This is a genomic window from Methylobacterium mesophilicum SR1.6/6 (assembly GCF_000364445.2).
Taxonomy (GTDB): Bacteria; Pseudomonadota; Alphaproteobacteria; order Rhizobiales; family Beijerinckiaceae; genus Methylobacterium; species Methylobacterium mesophilicum_A.
The window spans coordinates 2,811,717-2,834,628 of sequence record NZ_CP043538.1; the positions used below are offsets into that span (position 1 = coordinate 2,811,717).

20 protein-coding genes are annotated in these 22,912 nt (G+C 70.6%); 10 read left to right on the top strand and 10 right to left on the bottom strand.

Features of this window, described 5'->3' with window-relative positions:
- Positions 1-49 precede the first annotated feature (49 nt).
- From MMSR116_RS13380 to crtD, 10 genes are all read right to left on the bottom strand, one after another.
- Positions 50-1,213 (bottom strand): ABC transporter permease, encoded by a 1,164-nt coding sequence (locus tag MMSR116_RS13380; protein WP_432419896.1) that lies wholly within the window; start codon positions 1,211-1,213, stop codon positions 50-52.
- Positions 1,210-2,226: an ABC transporter permease gene (locus tag MMSR116_RS13385; protein ID WP_010682635.1), complete on the bottom strand. Its 1,017-nt coding sequence runs from the start codon at positions 2,224-2,226 to the stop codon at positions 1,210-1,212. The genes MMSR116_RS13380 and MMSR116_RS13385 overlap by 4 nt, the downstream gene beginning before the upstream one ends.
- Entirely contained in the window at positions 2,223-4,154 is a 1,932-nt protein-coding gene (locus MMSR116_RS13390) for an ABC transporter substrate-binding protein (RefSeq protein WP_010682634.1), read from the bottom strand. Before MMSR116_RS13390 ends, MMSR116_RS13385 begins: the two co-directional genes overlap by 4 nt.
- Positions 4,151-5,017, bottom strand: coding sequence for a hypothetical protein (locus MMSR116_RS13395; RefSeq protein WP_010682633.1), 867 nt, complete (start codon positions 5,015-5,017; stop codon positions 4,151-4,153). Before MMSR116_RS13395 ends, MMSR116_RS13390 begins: the two co-directional genes overlap by 4 nt.
- On the bottom strand, positions 5,017-6,858 hold the full coding sequence (locus MMSR116_RS13400; RefSeq protein ID WP_010682632.1) for an ABC transporter ATP-binding protein: 1,842 nt from the start codon (positions 6,856-6,858) through the stop codon (positions 5,017-5,019). Before MMSR116_RS13400 ends, MMSR116_RS13395 begins: the two co-directional genes overlap by 1 nt.
- Entirely contained in the window at positions 6,855-8,801 is a 1,947-nt protein-coding gene (locus MMSR116_RS13405) for a glycosyltransferase (RefSeq protein WP_010682631.1), read from the bottom strand. The genes MMSR116_RS13400 and MMSR116_RS13405 overlap by 4 nt, the downstream gene beginning before the upstream one ends.
- Complete coding sequence (locus tag MMSR116_RS13410; protein WP_010682630.1) at positions 8,789-10,069, bottom strand: glycosyltransferase family 4 protein; 1,281 nt, start codon at positions 10,067-10,069, stop codon at positions 8,789-8,791. Before MMSR116_RS13410 ends, MMSR116_RS13405 begins: the two co-directional genes overlap by 13 nt.
- Positions 10,066-11,304, bottom strand: coding sequence for a glycosyltransferase family protein (locus MMSR116_RS13415; RefSeq protein WP_010682629.1), 1,239 nt, complete (start codon positions 11,302-11,304; stop codon positions 10,066-10,068). The genes MMSR116_RS13410 and MMSR116_RS13415 overlap by 4 nt, the downstream gene beginning before the upstream one ends.
- Positions 11,305-11,621: 317 nt before the next feature.
- Positions 11,622-12,479: a carotenoid 1,2-hydratase gene (locus tag MMSR116_RS13420; protein ID WP_010682628.1), complete on the bottom strand. Its 858-nt coding sequence runs from the start codon at positions 12,477-12,479 to the stop codon at positions 11,622-11,624.
- Positions 12,476-14,011 (bottom strand): 1-hydroxycarotenoid 3,4-desaturase CrtD, encoded by a 1,536-nt coding sequence (gene crtD, locus MMSR116_RS13425; RefSeq protein WP_039892332.1) that lies wholly within the window; start codon positions 14,009-14,011, stop codon positions 12,476-12,478. The genes MMSR116_RS13420 and crtD overlap by 4 nt, the downstream gene beginning before the upstream one ends.
- Positions 14,012-14,119: 108 nt before the next feature.
- Here crtD and MMSR116_RS13430 point away from each other — a divergent pair, with 108 nt between their 5' ends.
- From MMSR116_RS13430 to pufL, 10 genes are all read left to right on the top strand, one after another.
- Positions 14,120-14,989 (top strand): polyprenyl synthetase family protein, encoded by an 870-nt coding sequence (locus MMSR116_RS13430; RefSeq protein ID WP_010682626.1) that lies wholly within the window; start codon positions 14,120-14,122, stop codon positions 14,987-14,989.
- Positions 14,986-16,146 carry a methyltransferase gene (locus tag MMSR116_RS13435; RefSeq protein WP_039892592.1) on the top strand — a complete coding sequence of 387 codons (1,161 nt, stop codon included), beginning with the start codon at positions 14,986-14,988 and terminating at the stop codon, positions 16,144-16,146. The genes MMSR116_RS13430 and MMSR116_RS13435 overlap by 4 nt, the downstream gene beginning before the upstream one ends.
- A gap of 93 nt (positions 16,147-16,239) precedes the next feature.
- Positions 16,240-17,178: a chlorophyll synthesis pathway protein BchC gene (bchC, locus tag MMSR116_RS13440; RefSeq protein WP_010682624.1), complete on the top strand. Its 939-nt coding sequence runs from the start codon at positions 16,240-16,242 to the stop codon at positions 17,176-17,178.
- Complete coding sequence (locus tag MMSR116_RS13445; RefSeq protein WP_010682623.1) at positions 17,175-18,179, top strand: chlorophyllide a reductase iron protein subunit X; 1,005 nt, start codon at positions 17,175-17,177, stop codon at positions 18,177-18,179. The genes bchC and MMSR116_RS13445 overlap by 4 nt, the downstream gene beginning before the upstream one ends.
- 5 nt (positions 18,180-18,184) lie before the next feature.
- On the top strand, positions 18,185-19,714 hold the full coding sequence (gene bchY / locus MMSR116_RS13450) for a chlorophyllide a reductase subunit Y (protein WP_010682622.1): 1,530 nt from the start codon (positions 18,185-18,187) through the stop codon (positions 19,712-19,714).
- Positions 19,714-21,180, top strand: coding sequence for a chlorophyllide a reductase subunit Z (gene bchZ, locus MMSR116_RS13455; RefSeq protein ID WP_010682621.1), 1,467 nt, complete (start codon positions 19,714-19,716; stop codon positions 21,178-21,180). Before bchY ends, bchZ begins: the two co-directional genes overlap by 1 nt.
- A 35-nt stretch (positions 21,181-21,215) precedes the next feature.
- Positions 21,216-21,437: a hypothetical protein gene (locus MMSR116_RS13460; protein WP_010682620.1), complete on the top strand. Its 222-nt coding sequence runs from the start codon at positions 21,216-21,218 to the stop codon at positions 21,435-21,437.
- Positions 21,438-21,562: 125 nt separating this feature from the next.
- Complete coding sequence (gene pufB / locus MMSR116_RS13465) at positions 21,563-21,799, top strand: light-harvesting antenna LH1, beta subunit (RefSeq protein ID WP_010682619.1); 237 nt, start codon at positions 21,563-21,565, stop codon at positions 21,797-21,799.
- Positions 21,800-21,809: 10 nt separating this feature from the next.
- Positions 21,810-21,998 carry a light-harvesting antenna LH1, alpha subunit gene (gene pufA / locus MMSR116_RS13470; protein WP_010682618.1) on the top strand — a complete coding sequence of 63 codons (189 nt, stop codon included), beginning with the start codon at positions 21,810-21,812 and terminating at the stop codon, positions 21,996-21,998.
- 75 nt (positions 21,999-22,073) lie between these two features.
- A complete protein-coding gene (pufL, locus tag MMSR116_RS13475) occupies positions 22,074-22,898 on the top strand; it encodes a photosynthetic reaction center subunit L (RefSeq protein ID WP_010682617.1) in 825 nt (274 codons plus the stop codon).
- The last annotated feature ends 14 nt before the right edge of the window (positions 22,899-22,912 follow it).

A 22,912-nucleotide genomic window follows, 5' to 3' on the forward strand; every position in this document is an offset into this window, starting at 1 on the left:
GCTTCAGTTCATCCACCGGTTGTCGTGGGGATCATTCCGGCCGCTCCGATCAGTGATACGGATCCGCGGCATCCCGCATCCCGTCGCCCATGAAGTTGAAGGCCAGCACCGTCACCAGCACGGGTAGCACCGGCAGCAGCAACCATGGGTAGAGCTGCACGGCCGCCAGATTCTGCGCCTCGTTCAGCAGCACGCCCCAGCTCGTTACCGGCGGCCGCAGGCCGAGGCCCAGGAAGGACAGGGCGGTCTCACCGAGGATCATGGTGGGGATCGACAGCGTCGCCGAGGCGATCAGATGGCTCATGAAGTTCGGGATCAGGTGGCGTCCGATCACCCGCGCCGGGGAGGCGCCCATCAGCTCGGCGGCCTGCACGAAATCCTCCTCGCGCAGCGCGAGCAGCTTCCCGCGCACCGCGCGAGCGAGGCCCGGCCAGTCGAGCAGGCCGAGGATCACCGTGATGCCGAAGAAGATCAGCAGCGGACTCCAGTTCGGCGGCAGCGCCGCCGACAGGGCCAACCAGAGCGGCAGTTCCGGCAAGGAGCGCACCACCTCGATCAGCCGCTGCACGGCGGTGTCGGTGATTCCGCCGAAATAGCCCGCGATTCCTCCGAAGAAGAGCCCGAGGACGAAGGAGATCGCGACGCCCACGAGGCCGATGGTGAGGGAGATCCGGGCCCCGTAGACCATGCGGGAGAAGAGGTCGCGCCCGAGCTTGTCGGTGCCGAGCAGGAAAAGCGTGCCGTTCTCCGGCGGGCAGACGATGTGCAGGTCCGTGTGGACGAGCCCGAGCCAATCGTAGCCGTCGCCGCGGCAGAAGAAGCGCAGAGGCTGCGGGCTGGCACCGTCCACCACGTAGTTACGGCGAAAGGTGTCGAGGTCGAGATGGGCGCGGTACGGGTAGACGAACGGGCCAACGAACTGCCCCTCATGGAACAGGTGGACGCCCTGGGGCGGGGCATAGAGGAAGTCGCCGTTGCGCCGCGCCTGGCCGTACGGGGCGAGCAACTCGACGAACGGTACCGTCGCGTAGAGCGCGAGCAGGATCAGCGCCGAGGCTACGGCGAGGCGATGACGCAGGAATTTGCGCAGGATCAGCCGCCACGCCGAGGCCGAGCCCACCGGGCTTTCGGTCCGCGACTCCGGCTCGAAGGGGGCCGGATCGACGAAGTGGCCGGCTACGGGGCTCCCATCGGTCATCGCGGGTCCGATCATCGCAGTCCCATGCGGATTCGCGGATCGAGCCAGACCAGGGTCAGATCCGAGATCAGCATGCCGACGAGCGTCAGCCCGGCGACGAACATCAGGATGAAGCCGGCCATGAACTGGTCCTGGCTGCGCAAGGCTTCCAGCAGCAGCGGCCCGACCGTGGGCAGGCTCAGCACCAGGGACACCAGTACCGATCCCGAGACGAGGTGTGGCAGCAGGTTGCCGATATCCGCCACGAACGGGTTCAGCGACATCCGGAACGGGTATTTCAGCAGGGCCCGCGTCGGCGGCAGGCCCTTGGCACGGGCCGTGACCGTGTAGGGTTTTGCAAGTTCATCGAGCAGGTTCGCGCGCATGCGCCGGATCATGGCCGCCGTGCCACCGAGGCCGATGACGAGGGTCGGCACGATCAGGTGCGCGAGGAGCGACCGGATTTTCTCCCAGGTCCAGGGCTGGTTGGTCAGCGCCGAATCGTAAAGGCCGCCGATGGAGAGCCCGAACCAGCGGTTGGCGTAGAACAGCAGGATCAACGCCAGGAGGAAGCCCGGGACTGCGAGGCCGACATAGCCCAGCAGGGTCACCACGGCGTCTCCGGCGGTGTGCCGATGCGTCGCCGAGTAGATCGCCGCCGGGATCGCCACGACGTGGACGAAGATCACGGCGGTCAGGTTGATCAGGAGTGTCAGCCACAGGGCGTCGCCCACCACCTCGGCCACCGGCTTGTCGTACTCGAACGACCAGCCCCAATCCCCCTGCAGCAGGCCGGAAAAGCCGGCGGCGCCCGGCATGACGCCGATCCACATCAGGTATTGCTGCCAGACCGGCCGGTCGAGGCCATATTGCCGGATCAGCAGCTCGGCCTTCGCGACGGAACTCGCGTCCCCGGTGGCGCGCAGCTCCATGATCCGGTTGGTTAGGTAGTCGCCCGGCGGCAGCTTGATGATGATGAAGACCAGCGCCGAGATGACGACGAGGGTCAGCGCCATGGTGACCACGCGCCGGATAATCTGGCCGATCACCGGGCCTCCGCGCGCGAGTCGGCGCCCTTATCCCAGAACATCTCGTCGAGGCGCTGCACGCCGATCATCGCGGTAGGCTCCCAGGAATAGAGGGCGCGCTTGGGCAGGTTGATCAGGCGATCCGCGCCGACCACCGGCTGGAGCGCTCCCGCGACCGTACCGATCACCCAGGTGTTCTGCGCGTGGTTCATCAGCATGGCGCGCCAGATCGAAGCCTGGGTCTCGGCATCGTTCGTGTCGCGCCACTGGCGGTCGAGGTCGAGGAGCTGGCGGACTTCCGGGACGTCGCAGGGTTGGCCGCTCTTGCCGCGGCTCTCGACGTTCAGGCTCCAGAGCGGCCAGGAATAATGCTCGGGTTGCGCCGGGCTGAGTTCCGTCGGCGGCATGATCGCGGTCGGCACCGCGAGGTCGAGCCCCTGGGCGGCGACCATGACGGTGAGGCCGGCGATCGAGCGCCGGTGGAGATTGGTGCGTTCCTGCGGCTTGGTGATGAGGCGGATCCCGACCTCGCGCCAGAATTCGGTGATGAGCAGGAGCGCGTCGAGCACCATCTCGGCCTCGCCGTCGCTCTCCACGACGATCTCCAGCGGCCGCCCGTCCGCCATCAGGCGGGTGCCGGACCCGTCGCGGCGATCGAGCCCCGCCTCATCGAGCAGGTGCGCGGCCTGGGCCGGGTCGTAGCTGGCGTTGAGTGTGCGCAGTTCCGGCGAGAAGAGCGGGCTCTCCGGCACGATGGTGTCGTTTCCCTCGGTGCCGAGGCCGAACAGCAGCGTGTTGTTGAGCGTTCGCCGGTCGAGGGCGAGCGACAGGGCGTGGCGGAACCGGACGTCGCGGTTGAGGGCGCGCAGGACGGGATCCTGCGTGGTGAGATTCGGGTAGAGGGCGATCTCCGATCCCCGTGCCACCGGCCACAGGTTGGTGCGGTAGCGGTGCGCCTTCTCGCCCTCCTTCAGGCTCGGGATGTCGGGCATGGACAGGCCGCGGAACATGAGGTCTGCCTCGCCCGCGTTGGTCTTGGCGACCAGCAGGCCCTGAGAGGCCACGTCCATCACGATGGAATCGACGTAAGGGAGTTGCGTGCCCGCCGTGTCGACCCGGTGGTAGCTGCGGTTGCGCTCGAAACGGAACCGCGTGGCAGGCGAGCGCGTGCGGGGCACCCAGGCCTGAAGGGTCGGGCAATCGGGGTTGTTCAGCTCGTAATTGTCGTCGAGACGGTTGTGTAAGGCTGCCCAGCTGCGCAGCTTCAGCGCCTTGGCCTTCGCGTCGGCCGCCTCCTTGCCGACGTAGCGCGCGTGATATGGCTTAAGGTAGTGCGACGGCCGATAGATCAGCGGATCGCGCGGCGCGGCGAGCGCCGGCAGGAATATCGGGTTCGGCCGTTCCCAGGTGTAGCGGACGGTCCGCCCGTCCAGGAACTCGACCTGCGGAGCCTTGCCGTCCACGAGGAGGAAGGCCGGCGGACCCTCGGGGCTCAGGGTCTTGTCGTTGGCCACATCCTCCCAGAAGTAGCGAAAATCCTCGGTGGTGAACGGGTGTCCATCGGACCAGCGGTGGCCGTCGCGCAACGTGAAGGTGAAGCGACCCCCCTCGACATCGACGCGCTCCAGCACGTCGGGCCGCAGCTTCAGGTCGGAATCGTAGCCGACGAGGCGGGTGTAGCCGTAGACCGAGAGATAGCGGGTGTCGCGGGCCTTGGCGATCAGCGTGCGGATGGTTCCGCCCGCCGCGCCGAGTTTCCGGCCCCGCGCCGCGAGGTCGGCGACGAAGGGGGTGGTGGGCGGCCCGGGAACGTCGGCGTCCGCTCGGCCATGGCGGGGCCAGAGCAGAGCGACGCCGAGGCCCCCGAGCAATGCGCGGCGGGAGACGCCGCTGTCCCGCCTGGCTCGTCGAAGAAGGGAGAAACCGGCGCGCTCGTCCGAACCATTCATGGCTCGCCCCGCAACGTGACGGAGGTGAGCCGCGCGGGCGAATATCCGGTGGCCCGGTGCAGATCGTCGAAGGCGTGCGAGCGCGCGATCAGACCGGCGGCCCGTCGCATCAGCGCGTCGTCGGCCGGCTGCTCGAAGTGACGGCCGTTGCGGGTCCAGCGGATCGGCTCCGGGCTGCGCTCCGGACCGGTGATCATCGCGATGGTCGGATGGGCCGGGCCGCCATGGGCGTGGATCCGGTGGCCGGCCGCGTCGTCGTCGAACAGCAGCCGGGTCAGGCCGCGGGCCTGTGCCTCGACGACCCGTCGGCCCTGGGCGACATGATCGTCGAAGAACGCCACCGTGACGGCGGGATCGAGTCCTGACCAGTCGGCGGTCGACCAATCGGCCGTGCTGTAGCGGGCCTGTGGATCTCGGTACTGAAGTCCCGACAGGTCCGGGTCGTGACAGAAGATTCGGGCCTGCGGGCGGGCCTGGCGGATCACCCAGGTGGTCAGGCCGCGGAAGACACCCGACTCGATGACGGTGTCCGGCCGCAGCGCGCGCAACGCCACATAGAGCTGCAGCGCGCCGTTGAAGCCGCTGCCGCCCCGGCGCTGCCGGACCGGCGCGTCGGGGATCAGGTCCCAGAAGGCGCGAACCTGCGCGAGCACGTCGCCGTCCGGCTCCAGACCGGCGGCGGCGAGGTCGCGCGTCAGGATCGCTGCCGCCGATTCCAGCAGAGTCGCGACTTCGCGCGGGGAGGTCGGCCGGTGGCTCCAGTCGGAGGCGGCCGGCACGAGGTCGTAGCCGAGCCGGTCGAACAGCGGCGACAGCACCTTGCGCCGCAGGCGCTCAAGCATCACGGGCGGGCGCTGCTGCATCAGGCGGCCTCCGCGGCCTGCGCGCCGCCCAAGCGGACCCGGTGACCGGACTCGATCGCCCGCATGGTCCCGGCCTCATCGGGCCCGAGCCGGTAGGGCGGCGCCCAGCGGGTCGGATCGTTCTGATCGCCCGTGACCGCCGCGAAATCGAGGGGATGGTCCAGGCTGGGATCCGGCACGGCCGCCAGCAGCGCCCGCGTGTAGGGATGGACCGGCCGGCGGAACAGGGCGGCGCGGGGCGCCTCCTCGACGATCCGGCCCCGGCACATCACGCTGATCGTATCCGCCATGTAGTCGATCACGGCCAAGTTGTGGGACACGATGAGGTAGGAGAGGCCCAGCGCGGCCTGCAAATCCTTCAGCAGGTTGAGGATCTGCGCCTGGACTGAGACGTCGAGGGCCGAGACCGGCTCGTCGAGTACGAGGAGGCGCGGCTTGGCGGCCAGTGCCCGGGCGATGCCGATCCGCTGGCGCTGGCCGCCCGAGAAGGCGTGGGGGTAGCGGGCCAGTCCGGCCGGCTCCAGGCCGACCATCGCCATCAGGGCCCGGCAGCGCTCCCGCCGCTCCGCCGCCGGGACACCGTGGATCTCCATCGGCTCAGACAGGATCTGGCGCACCGTCATGCGCGGGTCCAGGGAGGCGTAAGGGTCCTGGAATACGAACTGAACCGTGCGCCGGAAGGCGAAGAGGGCATCACCGCTCAGGGCGTGAACGTCCTGGGGCCCGGAGCCGTCGTCGAACAGGATCCGGCCCGAATCGGGTTCCAGCGCCCGCATGATCATCTTCGAGACGGTGGTCTTGCCCGAGCCGGACTCACCCACCAGGCCGAGGGTCTGGCCGGCCTTCAGGCTCAGCGACACGTCCGAGACGGCATGGACGAGCCGGGGCTTCTGCCACAGTCGGCCTGCGCGCAAGGTGAAGGTTTTGCTCACCCCCTCGACCTGAAGGAGCGGTCCGGCCAGGGGCGCGAGCGCCCGGGCGGGCGGGATCTCGGCCCGCGCCGGGCGGATCGGGGTGAGCCGCTCACCGGGCGCCATGTCGAACCGCGGGACCGCGTGCAGCAGTGCCCGAAGATAGGCGTGGCCCGGTGCGCGCATCACCGTGTCGCGAGGCCCCGACTCTACGAGGCGGCCGCGATAGAGCACCGCCACGTCATGGGCGATGTTGGCGACGACGCCGAGGTCGTGCGTGATCAGCAGGATCGCCATGCCGGTCTCCGCCTGCAGGCGGGCCAGCAGGGCGAGGATCTGCGCCTGGGTGGTGACGTCGAGCGCGGTGGTTGGCTCGTCGGCGACCAGCAGGGCGGGCTTCAGGATCAGCGCCATCGCGATCATGGCACGCTGGCGCAGCCCCCCCGACAGCTCGAACGGGTAGGTCCGGAGCGCCCGGTGCGGGTCCGGGAAGCCGACCCGGGCAAGCGCCTCCTGCGTCCGCGCATCGGCCTCCTTCCGGTCCGCACCGGTGTGGATGCGCAGGGCCTCGCCGATCTGGTCACCGATCGTGTGGAGCGGCGAGAGGCAGGTCATCGGCTCCTGGAAGATCATCGCGATGCGCAGTCCGCGGATCGCACGCATCGCCGGTCCCTCCGCCGGAAGGCGGGCGATGTCGGTTTCGGCTTGGCCGTCGGCGAAGAGGATCTGGCCGCGGGTGATGGCGGCCGAGGGCGGCAGGATCCGCAGGATCGCCTGCGCGGTCACGGACTTTCCGGAGCCGGACTCGCCGACGAGCGCAAGGGTGCGCCCGCGCGGCACGTCGAGGGACAGGCCATGCAGCGCCTCGAACGGTCCGGTCTCCGTGCGGAAGGCGACGGCAAGGTCGCGGATGGACAGCAGGGCGCTCAACCAGTCCTCGCGATCTGGGAACCCGGAGACTTAGACGGTGCTGCACCAGTGTCCACCGGGACAGGACGGAACAGGCGACGAAAGTTTAGCGCGTGTACCGCCGGATGCTTGAGCAGGACCGTGAGCAGTTCGTCCACGAATCTCCAGATCGCCGCGTCGTGCACCAGATGATGGGTCAGCAAGCCGATGGGGCGCCCGCCTGCGATCGTCTCGGCGAGACCGTGCAGCAGCACCTCCGGGTTCCGCAGTGAGCGCGTGCCGCGCCAGTCGATCGGATCCAGGGTGGCGTCGAACCGGCGCAGGCCGGACACCGGCGGCCCGGGGATCGCCGAGAGGCCACCGTAGCCGAGTTCCGGCAGAACGGCCGTCAGCGCCGGTGCGAGGCGATTCCAGGGCGGCACGAAGATCGGCATGAGCGCCGCCTCCGACAGCCGGTCCCGGGCGATACGCAGCCCGGCGGCGGCGTCGGCCCGGAGCGCGTCGAGGGACCGGTGGGCGCCGAATTCCGCCGGTTTCTCGCAGGGCGCCGCATGATTGCGGTGCGCGAGGCCGTGAACCGCCACGCTCACGAGGCTCGCGCTTTCGAGCCGTTGCCCGAGCGCGGGCTCGATCCCGGCCGGGATCGCGGCCAGGAGGAGCGGGACGGCGTGCCGGTCGGCGAGGCCGATCAGCCGGTCAAGGGCCGGCGTGGCCGTGACCGCGTCGTCGTCGCGCCAGAGGAACGGGACGGCCCGGCCCCGTGACGCAGCCGCGTCGAGGGCAGTGCGGACGACGTCGAGGCCGGACCGTTCGGCAGCGGGCCGTCGTCCCAGGGATCTGCGCCCGGCCAGCAGGTCCTCGACGATCTGCACCGAGCGACCGGCTCCGTCGAGATCGATCCCGTGAGGCGCCGGCAAGCGCGCCGTCCGCTGCGCATCGACGGCCTCGAGGAGCGATTCGGTGTGCAGGTCCGCTTCAGCCAGCACCCGTGCGAGGCCGCGGCCGGCGAGCCGCTCGGCCCGCAACCTCTGTTCGGTCTCGCCCCCGGCTTCGAAGGGCACGAGCACGGCCGGTGTCCCGGTGACCAGGAGATCCGTCGCGGTGTTGTAGCCGCTCTGGCTCACCGAGAGCGCGGCACCGGCCAGCAGGCTCCTGTAGTCGGGTCGCGCCCGCGTCACGAGGCCGTCCGGCAGATCCCGCGACAGATCCGCCAGGGCCGGCTCGGGCACGCCGTGTCCAGCCAGGATCCGCCAGCCGAGTTCCGGCCGGCGCCGCGCCGCCTCGGCGGCGGCGCGCAAGAGTTCAAGCCCCGCCGGACCGGACCCGGCAGCCGCCACGATGCCGGAGCGCCGGGCGGCCGGCAGCGGGCGCGTGCCCTCGTCCACGTAGCCGGTGTAGCGGATCAAGCCGGAAGCGGCGGCGTCGAGGGGCCAGGACGCGTCGAGGGGCACGAGCGCCGGGTCGCCGTGCACCAGCACGGCATCGTAGAGCGCCGACAGGCGGGCATGGGCCTGCGCGATGCGTTCAGGTTTCGCGGAGGCGACGAGAATATCCCGCACGGAGGCGAGCACCAGCGGACGGGGGCTGCGGGCATGGGCCGCTTCAACCAGCGCCAGAAACTCGGCCGCGAGCGCCCTCCGTCCGAAAGGAAACAGCTCCGTGATGATCGCTTCGGGCGAGAAGGCCGCATCCGCCTCGATCAGTTGCGCGCAGCGGTGCGCCAGCAGATCCGGATGCGCCGGCGCACCGTCCGGGCCGAGCGGCGTCGCGAAATCGGTGCCGGCGATCCGCACCGGCTGTAGCTGCACGAGTCGGACGCCGTCGAGGCGCACCATCGGGGCCGGCGCCCCACCCGACAGCAGCACGACGTCGTGGCCGGCGCCCGCGAAGGCCCGGGCGAGCGCTGCGGCCCGGGTGAGGTGCCCGGCACCGAGGAGATGCGTGACCGCGATCAGGACGCGCACGCGGTCAGCTCCGTCTCGCCGGCTTCGGCCGGTTCCGGCAGCCCCGCGGAGATCCGCAGCCGGGCCGCGATCAGCGCGACGGCGGCCCCCGCCGAGAAGTCGCGCACGAGTCGCGCCCGCGCCGCATCGCCCAGGCGCTGACGCAGCGCCGGATCCCGCGCGAGGCGCACCAGGGCGCCGGCCAGAGCCGCGGGCTCTCCGGGCGGAACGAGGATGCCGTGCACGCCGTCGGCGATGAATTCCGGCGTGCCCGCGAAGGCGGTTGCCAGGATCGGCAGGGCTTGGCTCGCGGCCTCCATCAGCACGTTCGGCAGCCCGTCCCGATCGCCGCCCGGAGCGGGTTTGGTCGGCAGGACGAACAGGTCCGCCGCGCGCATCGCCGCCACCACTTCGGGCTGCGGCAACGCCCCGAGGAAGGCGACGCGGTGGTCGAGGGCGGTGTCCCGCACGCGTGCCTCCAAGCTGCGTCGAAGCTCCCCGCCGCCGATCAGTTCGAGGCGCCAGTGCAGCCCGGCAGGCAGGGCGGCGAGGGCCTTCAACAGGTCGTCATGCCCCTTCTTGGCGACAAGTCGTCCGACGCAGATCAGCCGGAGCGGCGCCTCGGGATCACTGCCGTCGCGCGGGTCTCGACGCTCAGGCGGCGACGGGAAGCGATCGAGGTCGAGGCCGTGATAGGCGAGATGCGTCCGGCCGGGGGCCAAGCTGTTCAGGCGGCCGAGGCCGTCGCGCGTGCAGGTCACCCCCCAGGCGGCGTTGCCGAGCTTCTCGACCAGTTCCCAGTCCGGCGTCGTCCAGATGTCCTTGGCGTGGGCCGAGAAGCTCCAGCCGCGACCGGTCAGCAGGGCAGCGTAGCGGGCGACGCTCGCGGGCGTGTGGAGGAAGTGCACGTGGATGTGGCTGACGGCTGCGGGTAGCTCCCGGGCGAGCACCAGCGCCTGTCCCAGCCGGCGCAGGCGCGACGCCGTGGGGTCGCGCCGGAGATCGCGGGCGAACAGCGCGAGCAGCGCCGGGAGCCGGGGGCGGCGAAGGGCTGCGAACAGACCGCGCAGCACGCGCAGCGGCGCTTGGTAGAGATATTCCGGCAGGTAGGCGACCGGCGCGCGGATCTGCCCGTGCATGGGATGCCGGGCGCGGTCGGTCGGGCGACGCAGGGACCAGATCTCCAGCGGCAGGCCCAGCCGCTCCAGCGCCAGGATCTCCTGCGCGATAAAGGTCTCCGACAGGCGCGGATAGCCCTTGAGCACGACGGCGATCCGGCCGTTCGTCACGAGATTGCCCGCAATGACGGCTGGCTGGCGCCCACGCCCGCCGGCGCCCGCACCCGCCGCGCCACGGCATCGAGCCCGTCGAGCAGGCCTGGGACCAAAACCCGGGACGGTTCGGTCTGGTCCGGCAGGGCACGGAGCGCCGCGGCCATGCGCTCCGGCGTCCGCCCTTCGGCCTCCATCAGGACCCGCACGAGGCCGAGCCGCTCGGCCGCCAGCGCGCGGATCGCCTGTTCCCGGCGCGGTTCGGTCCGCGGGACGAGGACGGCGCGCCGGTCGAAGGACAGGATCTCGCAGAAGGTGTTGTAGCCGCCCATCGCCACGACGCCGGCCGCCTTGCACATCAGGAACTCGATCTCGCTGTCGAAGGTGATGGCGGCGATCCGACCCGCGAGCGCGCGGATGCGGCCGGTGAAGCGCTCCCGGGTTGCGGCGTCGAGGAAGGGCCCGAAGGCGATCAGCGCGGGCAGGGGGATGCCCGGATCGGCCTCGTAGGCGGCGATCACCCAGTCGATCAGCGCGGCCCCGTCGCCGCCGCCGCCCGGGGTCACGAGGATGAACGGCCCGTCCGCCATGGCGGGCTCCTCGCGCCCGGCGCGGGGTTCCGGCAGTTCTCGGCGCAGGTAGCCCGTGTAGATCAGGCGCGCGTCGATCCGGGCGGCCATCTCGGGATCCATCGGCAGCGCCGCGAGCGGCGCGTGGATGCGGCTCAGGCCATACACCCAGATCTCATCGTAGAAGCGCGCCATGGTCTCGACCGCACCCTTGCGCTCCCACTCCGGGACGAGCCGGTCGGCATCGTCGAGCACGTCGCGCAGGCCGAGAACCAGTCGGATCCCGCGCGCTGCGGCGCCGTCTAGGACGGGCATCAGCTCGCCCTGAAAGCCGGCGGGCTCCTTGTCGACGAGGATCAGGTCGGGCCGGAACGCGTCGCAGGCACGGGTGATGGCCGCCGTTCGCTGCTCCACGGTCCGGGCAAGCGGAACGGCCGGATTGAGGCTGGCGTAGTTGCCGTCCGGGATCTTGGTCACCGGTGGCAGCCGGACCGTGCGCACGCCGGGGGCGAAGGCGTACCGGTCGATCACCGGCGATCCGGACACGATCATCGCCCGCACGCCGCGGTCACCTGAGACGATGGCGTTGGCGATCGCCCGCGAGCGGCGCACGTGGCCAAGCCCGAAGGTGTCGTGACTGTAGATCAGGACGCGGGAGGCGAATGCCGGCTCGTCCACGCGCATCGAGTAATGACCGCCTTGGTTGACGGCGCGAGGATCGCAGCCGCCGCCGTCTCGCACAAGCCGTGTTCTGCAGCAAACCTGAGCCGTGACGTCGGCGGCCAGTGGTGAGGGTCAGCGTTGGAGGGCCCGTCTGTCGGACGCGAACCGGCCGCTGAGAGAGCGCGCGCTGGCTTCGCGGGAGGAGCGAAGAGTTTCGGAGCCGCGCGACAACGGACAACGTGGCGACTCTGGATGGCTTCCCGCGCTCGAGGACGGGGGTGGCGGGCTCGGTCGGCGCTCCGCTTGTAACCCTTTGGAACCGGCGCTCCCGGCCCGCGTCAGGCCAGCGGACGCGGCATGCGGAATGGGAGCATCAACTGCACCAGCGGGTTGCGGAACCGGTCCAGCGACAGGCTCTCGTGCATCGCCCGGACCGGCTCGCCGCAGAGCGTCGAGGCGAGGAGCGACCGGGCGTAGAACGGCGTGTCCTCGTAGGTGGCGAGCACCCGTGCGCGCCCGTCGTCGCTGCGGGTCTCGCGGCCCATGCGCCAGAACGACGTCGCCGGCAGGGACGCGGCGGTCGGGGGCCGGATCTCGCGGCGGCTGCCGTCGCTGGAGAACCGCAGCGACAGGTTCTGGCCGCCGCCCTCCCGATGCTGGACGTCGTACAGGATGGCGGCGCCGTCCTGCAGGTCGGCCCGGCACCACGTCCAGCGGGCGAAGGCGGCACCGAGCGGCTCGTCGCCGTCGTTCGTGTCGAAATAGCCGCTGCCGCTCCAGCTCAGGCCCGGCTGATCGAACGCCACCTCGACCCGCGAGGACGGCGCCATCGGCCACCAGCGATGGCGCCCGGCCCGGTCGAGGTGGAACGGGCCGCCCGTGAAGCCGCGCGGTTCGAGTCGGACGGTGCCGCGGATCCGGTGCGGGAGGGGCGCGCCCCGCTCGTCGATCCGCACCGTCAGCGCAGTGCCGTCCCAGTGCATCACGCTGGGGCCGACGGCGATGTGGTCCGCGCTGCGCGACAGGCTGGCGGCGCGGCGCTCGGTCATGGCGAAGCGGCTGCGGTCGCCGTAGAGCACCACGTTCATGGCGCAGTGAGCGAAGGGGTCCTTCGTGGCGCTCCACCCGTAATAGGGCGAGAACACGCTGCCGATGAACGCGATGATGGTGAGGCCCTGCCGGCCATCGTCGCTCACCGCGTCGACGTACCACCACGCGTAGCCGCCCTGCGCGACCGGGCTGTCGAAGCGTGGTCGTCCAGGATCGCCGCCGCGGCCAGCCGTCCCGACTGCGCCGCCATCGGCACGCCCGGGCCGGGATGCACCGAGCCCCCCGCCAAGTACAGGCCCGGCACCGCCGTCCGCGCGCCGGCCCGCTTGAAGGTCGCCGCCCAGCCCTGGGCCGCCCGGCCGTACAGGGCGCCCCCCGTCCCTGGAAAGAGGCTCTCGAAATCCCGCGGCGTCGTCGTCACCGGCGGCGAGGTTGGTTCCAGGGTTAGCCCGCAGGCCTCCAGCCGGCGAAACAGGTTCCTCGCGCATGTCTCGATCTCCGGCGGCGTGAGAGGGCGTTCCCGGCCGTCCGCCGGGGCATTGACGAGCATCAGGAGGCGCTCCGGTCCCTGGGGCGGAGAGGCCGCCTCGCTCCGATCCTGAGCACAGACATAGACGGTCGGATCCTCGGGCAGGCGGCGCGCCCGCAGGATGGCGTCGAACTCCGCTCGGTAGTCGCGCGAGAAGAACACGGTGTGGTGGGCGAGGGGAAAGCCCCGCGCGGTCGCCGCGGCGCAGAGGGTCAAGGCGGACAAGGAACGCTCCCCAGGGGTCAGCCGCTCGCCGGCGGCAGCCGTGTCCGGCCCGAGCAGTCCCGCTCCCAGGGCGGCGCAGTCGGCGTTGCAGACGACGCGGTCGGCCGCGATCCGCTCGCCGTCAGACAGCAGGACGCCGGCGATGCGGCCCTGCTCGCTGAGGATCCGCTCCACCTGCGCGCCGTAGCGGAACACGGCGCCCCGCTCTGCCGCAAGATCGGCCACCGCCCGCGCCAGGGCGCTGAGGCCGCCCGCGACCGTCCAGACACCGGCCTGCTCCACATGGGCGACGAGCATGAGCGTCGCCGGTGCGGTGAAGGGCGAGGCGCCGCAATAAGTGGCGTATCGGCCGAACAGTTGCTGCAGGCGCGGATCGCGGAAGAAGCTTCCGAGCGCCGACCACAGGGTGGCGAAAGGCTGGATCCGCCACAGATCGCCGAGGCCCGACAGCCCGACCCGCTGGGCGAGCCCCGCCGGGCTCGTCCGCCCCTCACGGATGAACGGCCCCTCCAGCGTCCGGTAGACCTCCGCCGACCGCGCGCAGAACCGCCGGTAACCGTCGGCTTCCCGCGGCCCCGCGAACTCCGCGATCGCCGCCGCCGAGGCTTCGATGTCGGCGAACAGGTCGAGTCGCTCGTCCCGGCTCCAGGCGTGCCGGGCGAGGAGCTGGGTCGGCGCGAGGACGACGTGCTCCGCGAATCGCTCTCCGCAATCGGCGAACAGCGCCTCGAAGACCCAGCGCATGGTGAAGACGGTCGGCCCGGCCTCGATCCTGCAGTCGCCGACGGGGATGCTGCGCATCTTGCCGCCGGGATGCGGCGCCCGTTCGAGGACCAGCGTGTCGCGTCCTGCATCGGCAAGCCGAAGCGCGGCGGCGAGGCCGCCGATCCCCGCTCCGATCACGATGACGCGCTCCTGCGCCACGCCGGCCCCACGCTCTACCCAAGGACCGGATTGATCTCCGAACGCAGAAGTGTCAATAAGAAATGACACTTATTGCTGACAACCGCAAACAACACGGGGAGCAGCGCGATGGAGTCGGGCCGACGAATCGAGATGGCGCTGGACCGCGCTGTCGCCCACGCGGAAGCACCGGGTGCGCCGCCCATTCTGGCGGAGGCGTTGCGATACGCGGTGTTTCCCGGCGGCCATCGCATCCGTCCGCGCCTCTGCCTGTCGGTGGCCCGCGCCTGCGGCGACGACGATCCCGCCGGATCCGAGGCCGCCGCGGCGGCGATCGAGCTCCTGCACTGCGCGTCCCTGGTCCATGACGACCTGCCGTGCTTCGATGACGCCGCGATGCGCCGACAGAAGCCCTCGGTTCACGTCGCCTTCGGCCAGCCGATCGCCGTCCTGGCGGGCGACGCCCTCATCGTTCTCGCCTTCGAGACCGTGGCCCGCGCGGCCGGCCTCCATCCTGGGCGGCTGATCCGGCTGGTGGGCCTGCTTGGGCGGGCGGCCGGTTCACCCGCCGGCATTGCTGCGGGGCAGGCCTGGGAATCGGAAGAGCATATCAGCCTGAGCGATTACCAGCAGGCCAAGACGGGGGCGCTGTTCGCCGCCGCGACAGTCGCGGGCGCCGCCGCGGCGGGCGCGGAGCCGGAGCCCTGGCGCAGGCTGGGCGAGTGCCTCGGCGAGGCCTATCAGGTGGCCGACGACCTGCGCGACGTGGCCTGCCGCCAGGAAGAGATCGGCAAGCCCGCGGGACGCGACGCCACCCTGGGCCGGCCCAACGCCGCCGCTCTGCTCGGCACGGGCGGCGCGCTGGACCGCCTCTCGCGCCTGACGCGCGAAGCTGTCTCGGCGATCCCGGACTGTCCCGGCGCCGCCGAGCTGACCGCCGAGATCGAGGCGCAGGCGCGGCTCTTCCTGCCCGCGAGCCTGCGGGCGGTGGTGGCCTGAGCGCCGGCTCGCTTCCCGAAGCCGGCACGGTCCCGCCGGCACCGTCCGCTTGGTCGGATCGCTGGCTCGCGTGGCGCAACCGGCTCGTGGCCAGCCCGCGCTTCCAGCGTTGGGCGGCCGGCTTCCCGCTGACCCGCCGGATCGCCCGCCGCAACACGCGGGCACTGTTCGACCTCTGCGCGGGCTTCGTCTACGCGCAGGTACTGACGGCCTGCATCCGCCTGGACCTGTTCGCGGTCCTGGCCGAAGGCCCGCTCTCGGTCGACGCGCTGGCGCGACGCCTCGATCTGCCTCCCGAGAATGCGCGCCGCCTGCTGCGGGCAGCCGAATCGCTGGGGCTGCTGCGGATGGTTTCCGGCGACCGGTTCGGTCTCGCCGATCTCGGCGCCGCCCTGGTCGGCAATCCCGGCGTCGCCGCGATGGTGGAGCACCACGCGCTGCTCTACGCCGATCTGGCCGACCCGGTGGCGCTTCTGCGAGGTCACGCCCAGCCTACCCGGCTCGCCGCCTACTGGCCCTACGCCGCCGGACAGACCGGTGACGCCCGAACGGTCGCGCCCTACAGCGGTCTGATGGGAGCCTCTCAGGCGCTCATCGCCGAGGATGTGCTCGACGCCTGCGATCTCGCGCGGTTCCGCCACGTGATGGATGTGGGCGGCGGGGAGGGTGCCTTCCTGCAGGCGGTCGCGCACCGCCACCCTCGCCTGGGCATGACCCTGTTTGATCTCCCCGCGGTCGCCGAACGTGCCGAGGCCCGTCTCGCAAGAGCCGGTCTCGCGGGTCGGATCGCCTGCCACGGCGGTGATTTCCATGGCGGACTGCCGACCGGCGCCGACGCAATCTCCTTGGTCCGAATCGTTCACGACCACGATGACGAGCCGGCCCTGACGCTTCTTCAAGCCGCCCACGCGGCGCTTCCGCCCGGCGGATCGCTACTCCTCGCCGAGCCCATGGCGGGCACGCCCGGCGCCGAGCCGGTCGGGGACGCTTATTTCGGCTTCTACCTTCTGGCGATGGGGTCCGGACGCCCGCGCCGTTCGGAGGAGCTTCAAGGCATGCTCAGGACCGCCGGTTTCGCGTGGGTCAAGGAGCTTCGGACCCGTCGTCCTCTGCTCACGCGCGTGCTTCACGCCCAAAAAACGGGCTCTTTGATGTAAGTGTATCTTGACGCTGACATGTGTCTATCTAGGATGACACTCAGCGGCTCAAGAGACGGAGAGTCGCTCATTGGAAGGCGGATGGTTCCAGCCATGGATGCTCTCGCCGTCATTTTGGACAGCCCCAGGCACCTCGCGCTCCAGCGCTTGGCTCTGTCGCCGGCTGCGGAGACCGACGCGGTCGTGGCCGTCTCCTGGAGCGGGATCAGCACCGGGACGGAGCGGCTGCTCTGGTCGGGCCGGATGCCGCCGTTTCCCGGCATGGGCTACCCGCTGGTACCCGGCTATGAGTCGGTCGGGACGGTCATCCAGGCGGATGCCGCCGGCACTGTCCGGGAAGGGCAGGCCGTGTTCGTCCCGGGCGCGCGCTGCTTCGGTCCCGTCCGTGGCCTGTTCGGCGGAGCCGCCTCGCACCTCATCGCACCGGCTGCCCGGCTCGTCCCGGTCGATGCGGCCCTCGGCGACCAAGCCTGCCTCCTCGCGCTGGCGGCGACGGCCTATCGCGCCCTGGGCGGCCTCCGGCCCGGCGCGACGCCGCTGATCGTCGGGCACGGCGTGCTCGGTCGATTGCTCGCCCGGCTCACGCAGGCGGCCGGCGCGCAGCCCACGGTCTGGGAGACCGACCCGGCGCGGACGACGGGCGATCACGGATACGCGGTCCTGGCGCCGCAGGATGATTCCCGGCGCGACTACCTGACGATCACCGACGTGAGCGGGAACGGCGCGGGCCTGGACGATCTGATCGCCCGTCTGGCACCGGGCGGCGAGATCGTCCTCGCGGGCTTCTACGAAGCGTCACTCAGCTTCGCGTTCCCGCCCGCTTTCATGCGCGAGGCGCGGATCCGGATCTCCGCCGAGTTCCGGCCGGAGGACCTCGCCGCCGTGACGATGCTGATCGATGGCGGGCGTCTCTCCCTCGACGGGCTGATCACGCACCGGGCGCCGGCGGCGGAAGCGGAGGACGCGTACCGTACCGCCTTCGCCGATCCCGCCTGTCTGAAGATGATCCTCGACTGGAGGGACGCCGCGTGAACGTTCAGCTGAACAAAGCCGCCCTGTCCCAGGCCGCGCAGCTCCGCGCCGAGGCCGCGATCGAGCCGGACGCCGTCGCCACCGCGCCGGCGAAGAAGGAGACGCAGATCATCGCGATCTACGGCAAGGGTGGCATCGGCAAGTCGTTCACGCTGGCAAACCTCAGCTACATGATGGCCCAGCAGGGCAAGAAGGTCCTGCTGATCGGCTGCGATCCGAAGAGCGACACCACTTCGCTCCTGTTCGGCGGCAAGGCCTGCCCGACCATCATCGAGACCTCGACCAAGAAGAAGCTCGCCGGCGAGGCGGTCGCCATCGGCGACGTCTGCTTCAAGCGCGACGGCGTCTACGCCATGGAACTCGGCGGCCCCGAGGTCGGGCGCGGCTGCGGCGGTCGCGGCATCATCCACGGCTTCGAGCTTTTGGAAAAACTCGGCTTCCACGAGTGGGGCTTCGACTTCGTCCTGCTCGACTTCCTCGGCGACGTCGTCTGCGGCGGCTTCGGCCTGCCGATCGCCCGGGACATGTGCCAGAAGGTCATCGTCGTCGGCTCGAACGACTTGCAGTCGCTCTACGTCGCCAACAACGTCTGCTCGGCGGTCGAGTATTTCCGCAAGCTCGGCGGCAACGTCGGCGTCGGCGGCCTCGTGATCAACAAGGACGACGGCACCGGCGAGGCCCAGGCCTTCGCGGAGGCAGCCGGCATCCCGGTCCTGGCCTCGATCCCGGCCGACGAGGACATCCGCCGTAAGAGCGCCAACTACGAGATCATCGGCAAGCCGGACGGGTGCTGGGGTGCCCTGTTCTCGGAACTCGCCGCCAACGTCGCTGAGGCCGCGCCGCACCGCCCGACGCCGCTCTCGCAGGACGGGCTGCTCGGCCTGTTCTCCAGCGAGACCACGGGCCGCGACGTGGTGCTGGTCCCGGCGACCCACGAGGACATGTGTGGAGTCGCCCACGTGGCCAAGCCGTCCCTCGAAGTCGTCTACGACGAGGTCTGACGCGCATGGCCGCCTCCCTCGACATCGCCGCTCTGCGGGCCCGCAAGGCGCCGGCCAACGTCGATCTCGCTGCCGCGCAGGCGGACGGGCTCGGCTGCCACGCCGGCAAGGACGCGATGGTGGCGGCCGCGGAAGCTGCCGGGATGTCGGAGACCCTAGCGCAGCTGCGCGAAGATTACCCGCAGGGTCCGCACGACCAGCCGCAGAGCATGTGCCCTGCCTTCGGCTCGCTCCGGGTCGGCCTGCGCATGCGCCGGACCGCCACGATCCTCTCCGGATCGGCCTGCTGCGTCTACGGGCTCACCTTCACGTCGCACTTCTACGGGGCGAAGCGCAGCGTCGGCTACGTGCCGTTCAATTCGGAAACGCTCGTCACCGGCAAGCTGTTCGAGGACATCCGCGAGGCGGTCCACGCCACCGCGAAGCCAGAGGATTATGACGCTGTCGTCGTCATCAACCTGTGCGTCCCGACTGCCTCCGGCGTCCCGCTCCGCCTCCTGCCAAGAGAAATCGACGGCGTGCGGGTGATCGGCATCGACGTGCCGGGGTTCGGCGTGCCGACCCATGCCGAGGCCAAGGATGTGCTGGCCGGCGCCATGCTGAAGGTCGCCCGCGGGGAGGCCGAGCAGGGCCCGGTCGCGGCGCCCCGCGGCGGCCGTTCGGAGCGCCCGAGCGTGGCCCTCCTGGGCGAGGTATTCCCGGCCGATCCCGTGGTGATCGGGTCGCTCCTGGAGCCGCTCGGGCTATCCGCCGGGCCGGTCGTGCCGACCCGGGAGTGGCGCGAGCTCTACGCCGCCCTCGACTGCGCGGCCGTTGCGGCGATCCACCCGTTCTACACGGCCTCAATCCGCGAGTTCGAGGCGGCGGGCCGGCCGATCGTCGGCTCGGCGCCCGTGGGCGTCGACGGCACTGCCGACTGGCTCGACCGGATCGGCGAGGCCTGCGGAGTGGCGCGCGCCACCGTCGAGGCGGCCAAGAACAAGATCCTGCCCGGCATCCGCGGGGCCCTCGGCGCGATGCCGATCAAGGGCCGGATCACGCTGTCGGGCTACGAGGGATCGGAGCTGCTGGTGGCGCGCCTCCTCGTCGAGAGCGGCGCCGAGGTGCCGTATGTCGGCACCGCCTGCCCGCGCACGCCCTGGTCTGACGCCGATCGCGACTGGCTCGAGGCGCGCGGCACCGCGGTGCGCTACCGGGCCTCCCTCGAAGACGACCTCTACGCCCTCGAGTCGCTGAAGCCCGACCTCGCCATCGGCACGACGCCGGTGGTGCAGCGGGCCAAGGAGCGCGGCACCCCGGCGCTCTACTTCACCAACCTGATCTCGGCGCGCCCGTTGATGGGTGCGGCGGGCGCCGGGTCGCTCGCCACCGTGATCAACGCGGCGCTCGGCAACAGGGCGCGGTTCGACGCGATGCGCGACTTCTTCGAGGGGGTCGGCACCGGCCATGCCGCGGGCGTCTGGCAGGAGCTGCCGCAGCGCCGCCCAGGCCCGAAGATCGAGGGTCCCAAGAAGCCGATCGGGGAGATGGCGTGATGCTGATCCTCGATCACGACAGGGCCGGCGGGTACTGGGGCGCGGTCTACGTCTTCACGGCGATCAAGGGCCTGCAGGTCGTCATCGACGGTCCCGTCGGCTGCGAGAACCTGCCGGTGACCTCGGTCCTGCACTACACCGACGCGCTGCCGCCGCACGAACTGCCGATCGTCGTCACGGGTCTGGCGGAAGAAGAACTCGGCCGCCACGGCACCGAGGGTGCCATGAAGCGCGCCCACGCCACCCTCGATCCGGGCCAACCCAGCGTCGTGGTCACCGGCTCGATCGCCGAGATGATCGGCGGCGGCGTCACCCCCGAGGGCACGGGCCTCCAGCGCTTCCTGCCGCGGACCATCGACGAGGACCAGTGGCAGGCGGCCGACCGGGCCATGCGCTGGCTCTGGCAGGAATACGGCGCCAAGAAGTTCGCCAAAAAGGGCATCCCGGCCCGGCCGGAGAAGAAGCCCGGCGAGAAGCCGCGGGTGAACCTGATCGGCCCGGCCTACGGCACCTTCAACATGCCCTCCGATCTCGCCGAAATCCGCCGGCTGGTCGAGGGGATCGGCGCCGAGGTGAACCTCACCTTCCCGCTGGGCTCGCACCTCGCCGACGTGCCCAAACTCGTCAACGCCGACGCCAATATCTGCCTCTACCGCGAGTTCGGCCGCCTGCTCTGCGAGGATCTGGAGCGGCCCTACCTGCAGGCGCCGATCGGCATCCTCTCTACCACCAAGTTCCTGCGCTCGCTCGGCGAGATCCTCGGGCTCGATCCCGAGCCGTTCATCGAGCGCGAGCGCCACACCACGATCAAGCCGGTCTGGGATCTCTGGCGGTCGGTGACGCAGGATTTTTTCGGGACCGCGAGCTTCGGCATCGCCGCCACCGAGACCTACGCGCGGGGCGTGCGCCACTTCCTCGAAGACGAGATGGGGCTGCCCTGCCACTTCGCCTTCGGGCGCTCGGCCGGCGTGAAGCCCGACAACGCGGCGATCCGCGCGGCCATCGCCGCCAAGCCGCCGCTGGTGCTCTTCGGCTCGTTCAACGAGCGGATGTACCTCGCCGAATGCGGGGCCCGGGCGACCTACGTGCCGGCCTCGTTCCCCGGCGCGATCATCCGGCGGCACACCGGCACGCCGTTCATGGGCTACGCGGGTGCGACCTACCTGGTGCAGGAGGTCTGCAACGCCCTGTTCGACACCCTCTTCCATATCCTTCCGCTCGCCCGCGACATGGACAAGGTCGAGGCAACCCCGGCCCGGCGTCACGCCGAGTTGCCCTGGGACGAGGCCGCGCGGCAAGCGCTCGACGCCCTTGTCGAGGCGCAGCCGGTCCTCGCTCGCATCTCCGCCGCCAAGCGCCTGCGCGACGCCGCCGAGCGCGCCGCCCGCGATGCCGAATCCGGTGCCGTCGCACCCGCCCACGTGGCGCGGGCCCGGGCCGATCTCGCCGGGGGGATCCCGGCATGACCCGTCTTCCCGTTTCACCCAGAGGAGACCTGACGATGGGAACGATGGTCCCGACCGGCCGCCAGCATCAGGAAGCGTTCCAGTTCCGGCTGATCCTGACGGCGACCTACCCGTTTTTCCTCGTCGCCGCGACGCTGAACCGCTTCAAGCCCGCCCGTGAGATGGCCCGGCCGGGCCTCGCGCCGGCGCGCCGATCGGTCTTCGGCGAGGCGCGCGCGATGGCGGTTCAGGCGATCCCCTTCGCCTTCATGGGCTGACGCCCCTGAACGAGACACTTCCGTCCGGTGACGCGGGGGAAGTCGGGTCGTGAGCGCCGCGAGGCATCACGGCTGAACCCGTCGCGCTTCGCGAGAGGCGCGGCCAACACACGGAGGTCTGAACGATGGCGAGTGGACCCGTCAGTACAGAAAGACCGAGCAGCCTATCCGGGCTGACGGAACCGGAAGCCAAGGAGTTCCACGCGATCTTCTTGACCAGCTTCCTCATCTTCACGGCGATTGCCGTGGTCGCCCACATCCTTGTCTGGCTGTGGCGCCCCTGGCTTCCCGGACCGCAGGGCTACGCTTCGCTTGATGGCGTGACCGATGCGGCCCGCGCCCTCGTCACGATGATCGGCTGAGGAGGATCGGATGCACAAGGTTTGGTTGCTGTTCGATCCGCGGCGCACGCTGGTGGCTCTGTTCACCTTCCTCTTCATCCTGGCGCTGCTGATCCATTTCATCCTGCTCTCGACCGACCGGTTCAACTGGCTGGAAGGTCCGAAGACCAACAAGGCAGCGAACGCCATCACGCTCGCCCTGCCACAGTTGCCGGCCTGACCGCCGGCCCGGACCGCGGCGCGCGAGGGCCGCGGTCACCCTTTCCTTCTCCGGCCTGAGTGAGGAGCCGCCGCTATGGCGATGCTGAGCTTCGAGCGCAAATACAGGATCCGCGGCGGTACGCTGCTGGGCGGCGACCTGTTCGACTTCTGGGTCGGGCCGTTCTTCGTCGGCTTCTTCGGCGTCGTCGGGATGTTCTTCACGGTGCTGGGCACCGCACTGGTGATCTATGGCGCGGCGATCGGGCCGACCTGGAACATCTGGCAGATCAACATAGCACCGCCCGACATCAGCTACGGGCTCAAGCTTGCGCCCCTCAAGGAGGGCGGGCTCTGGCAGATCATCACGTTCTGCGCCTTGGGCTCGTTCGTGTCCTGGGCACTGCGCGAGGTCGAGATCTGCCGCAAGCTCGGCATCGGCTACCACGTGCCGGCGGCCTTCGGCATGGCGATCTTCGCCTACTTCACTCTGGTGGTGATCCGGCCGTTCCTGATGGGCGCCTGGGGCTACGGCTTCCCCTACGGTATTCTCAGCCACCTCGATTGGGTGTCGAACACCGGATATCAGTACCTCCACTTCCACTATAATCCGGCGCATATGCTGGCCGTGACGTTCTTCTTCACGACGACGCTCGCGCTCGCCATGCACGGCGGCCTCATCCTCTCGGCGACGAACCCGAAGAAGGGCGAGACGGTCAAGACGCCGGAGCACGAGGACACGTTCTTCCGCGACTCCATCGGCTACTCGATCGGTACGCTCGGCATCCACCGGCTCGGTCTGTTCCTGGCGCTGTCGGCTGGGTTCTGGAGCGCGGTCTGCATCGTGATCAGCGGACCGTTCTGGACCCGGGGCTGGCCGCAATGGTGGGGCTGGTGGCTGAACCTGCCGGTCTGGCGGTGACGGGCGGATTACGG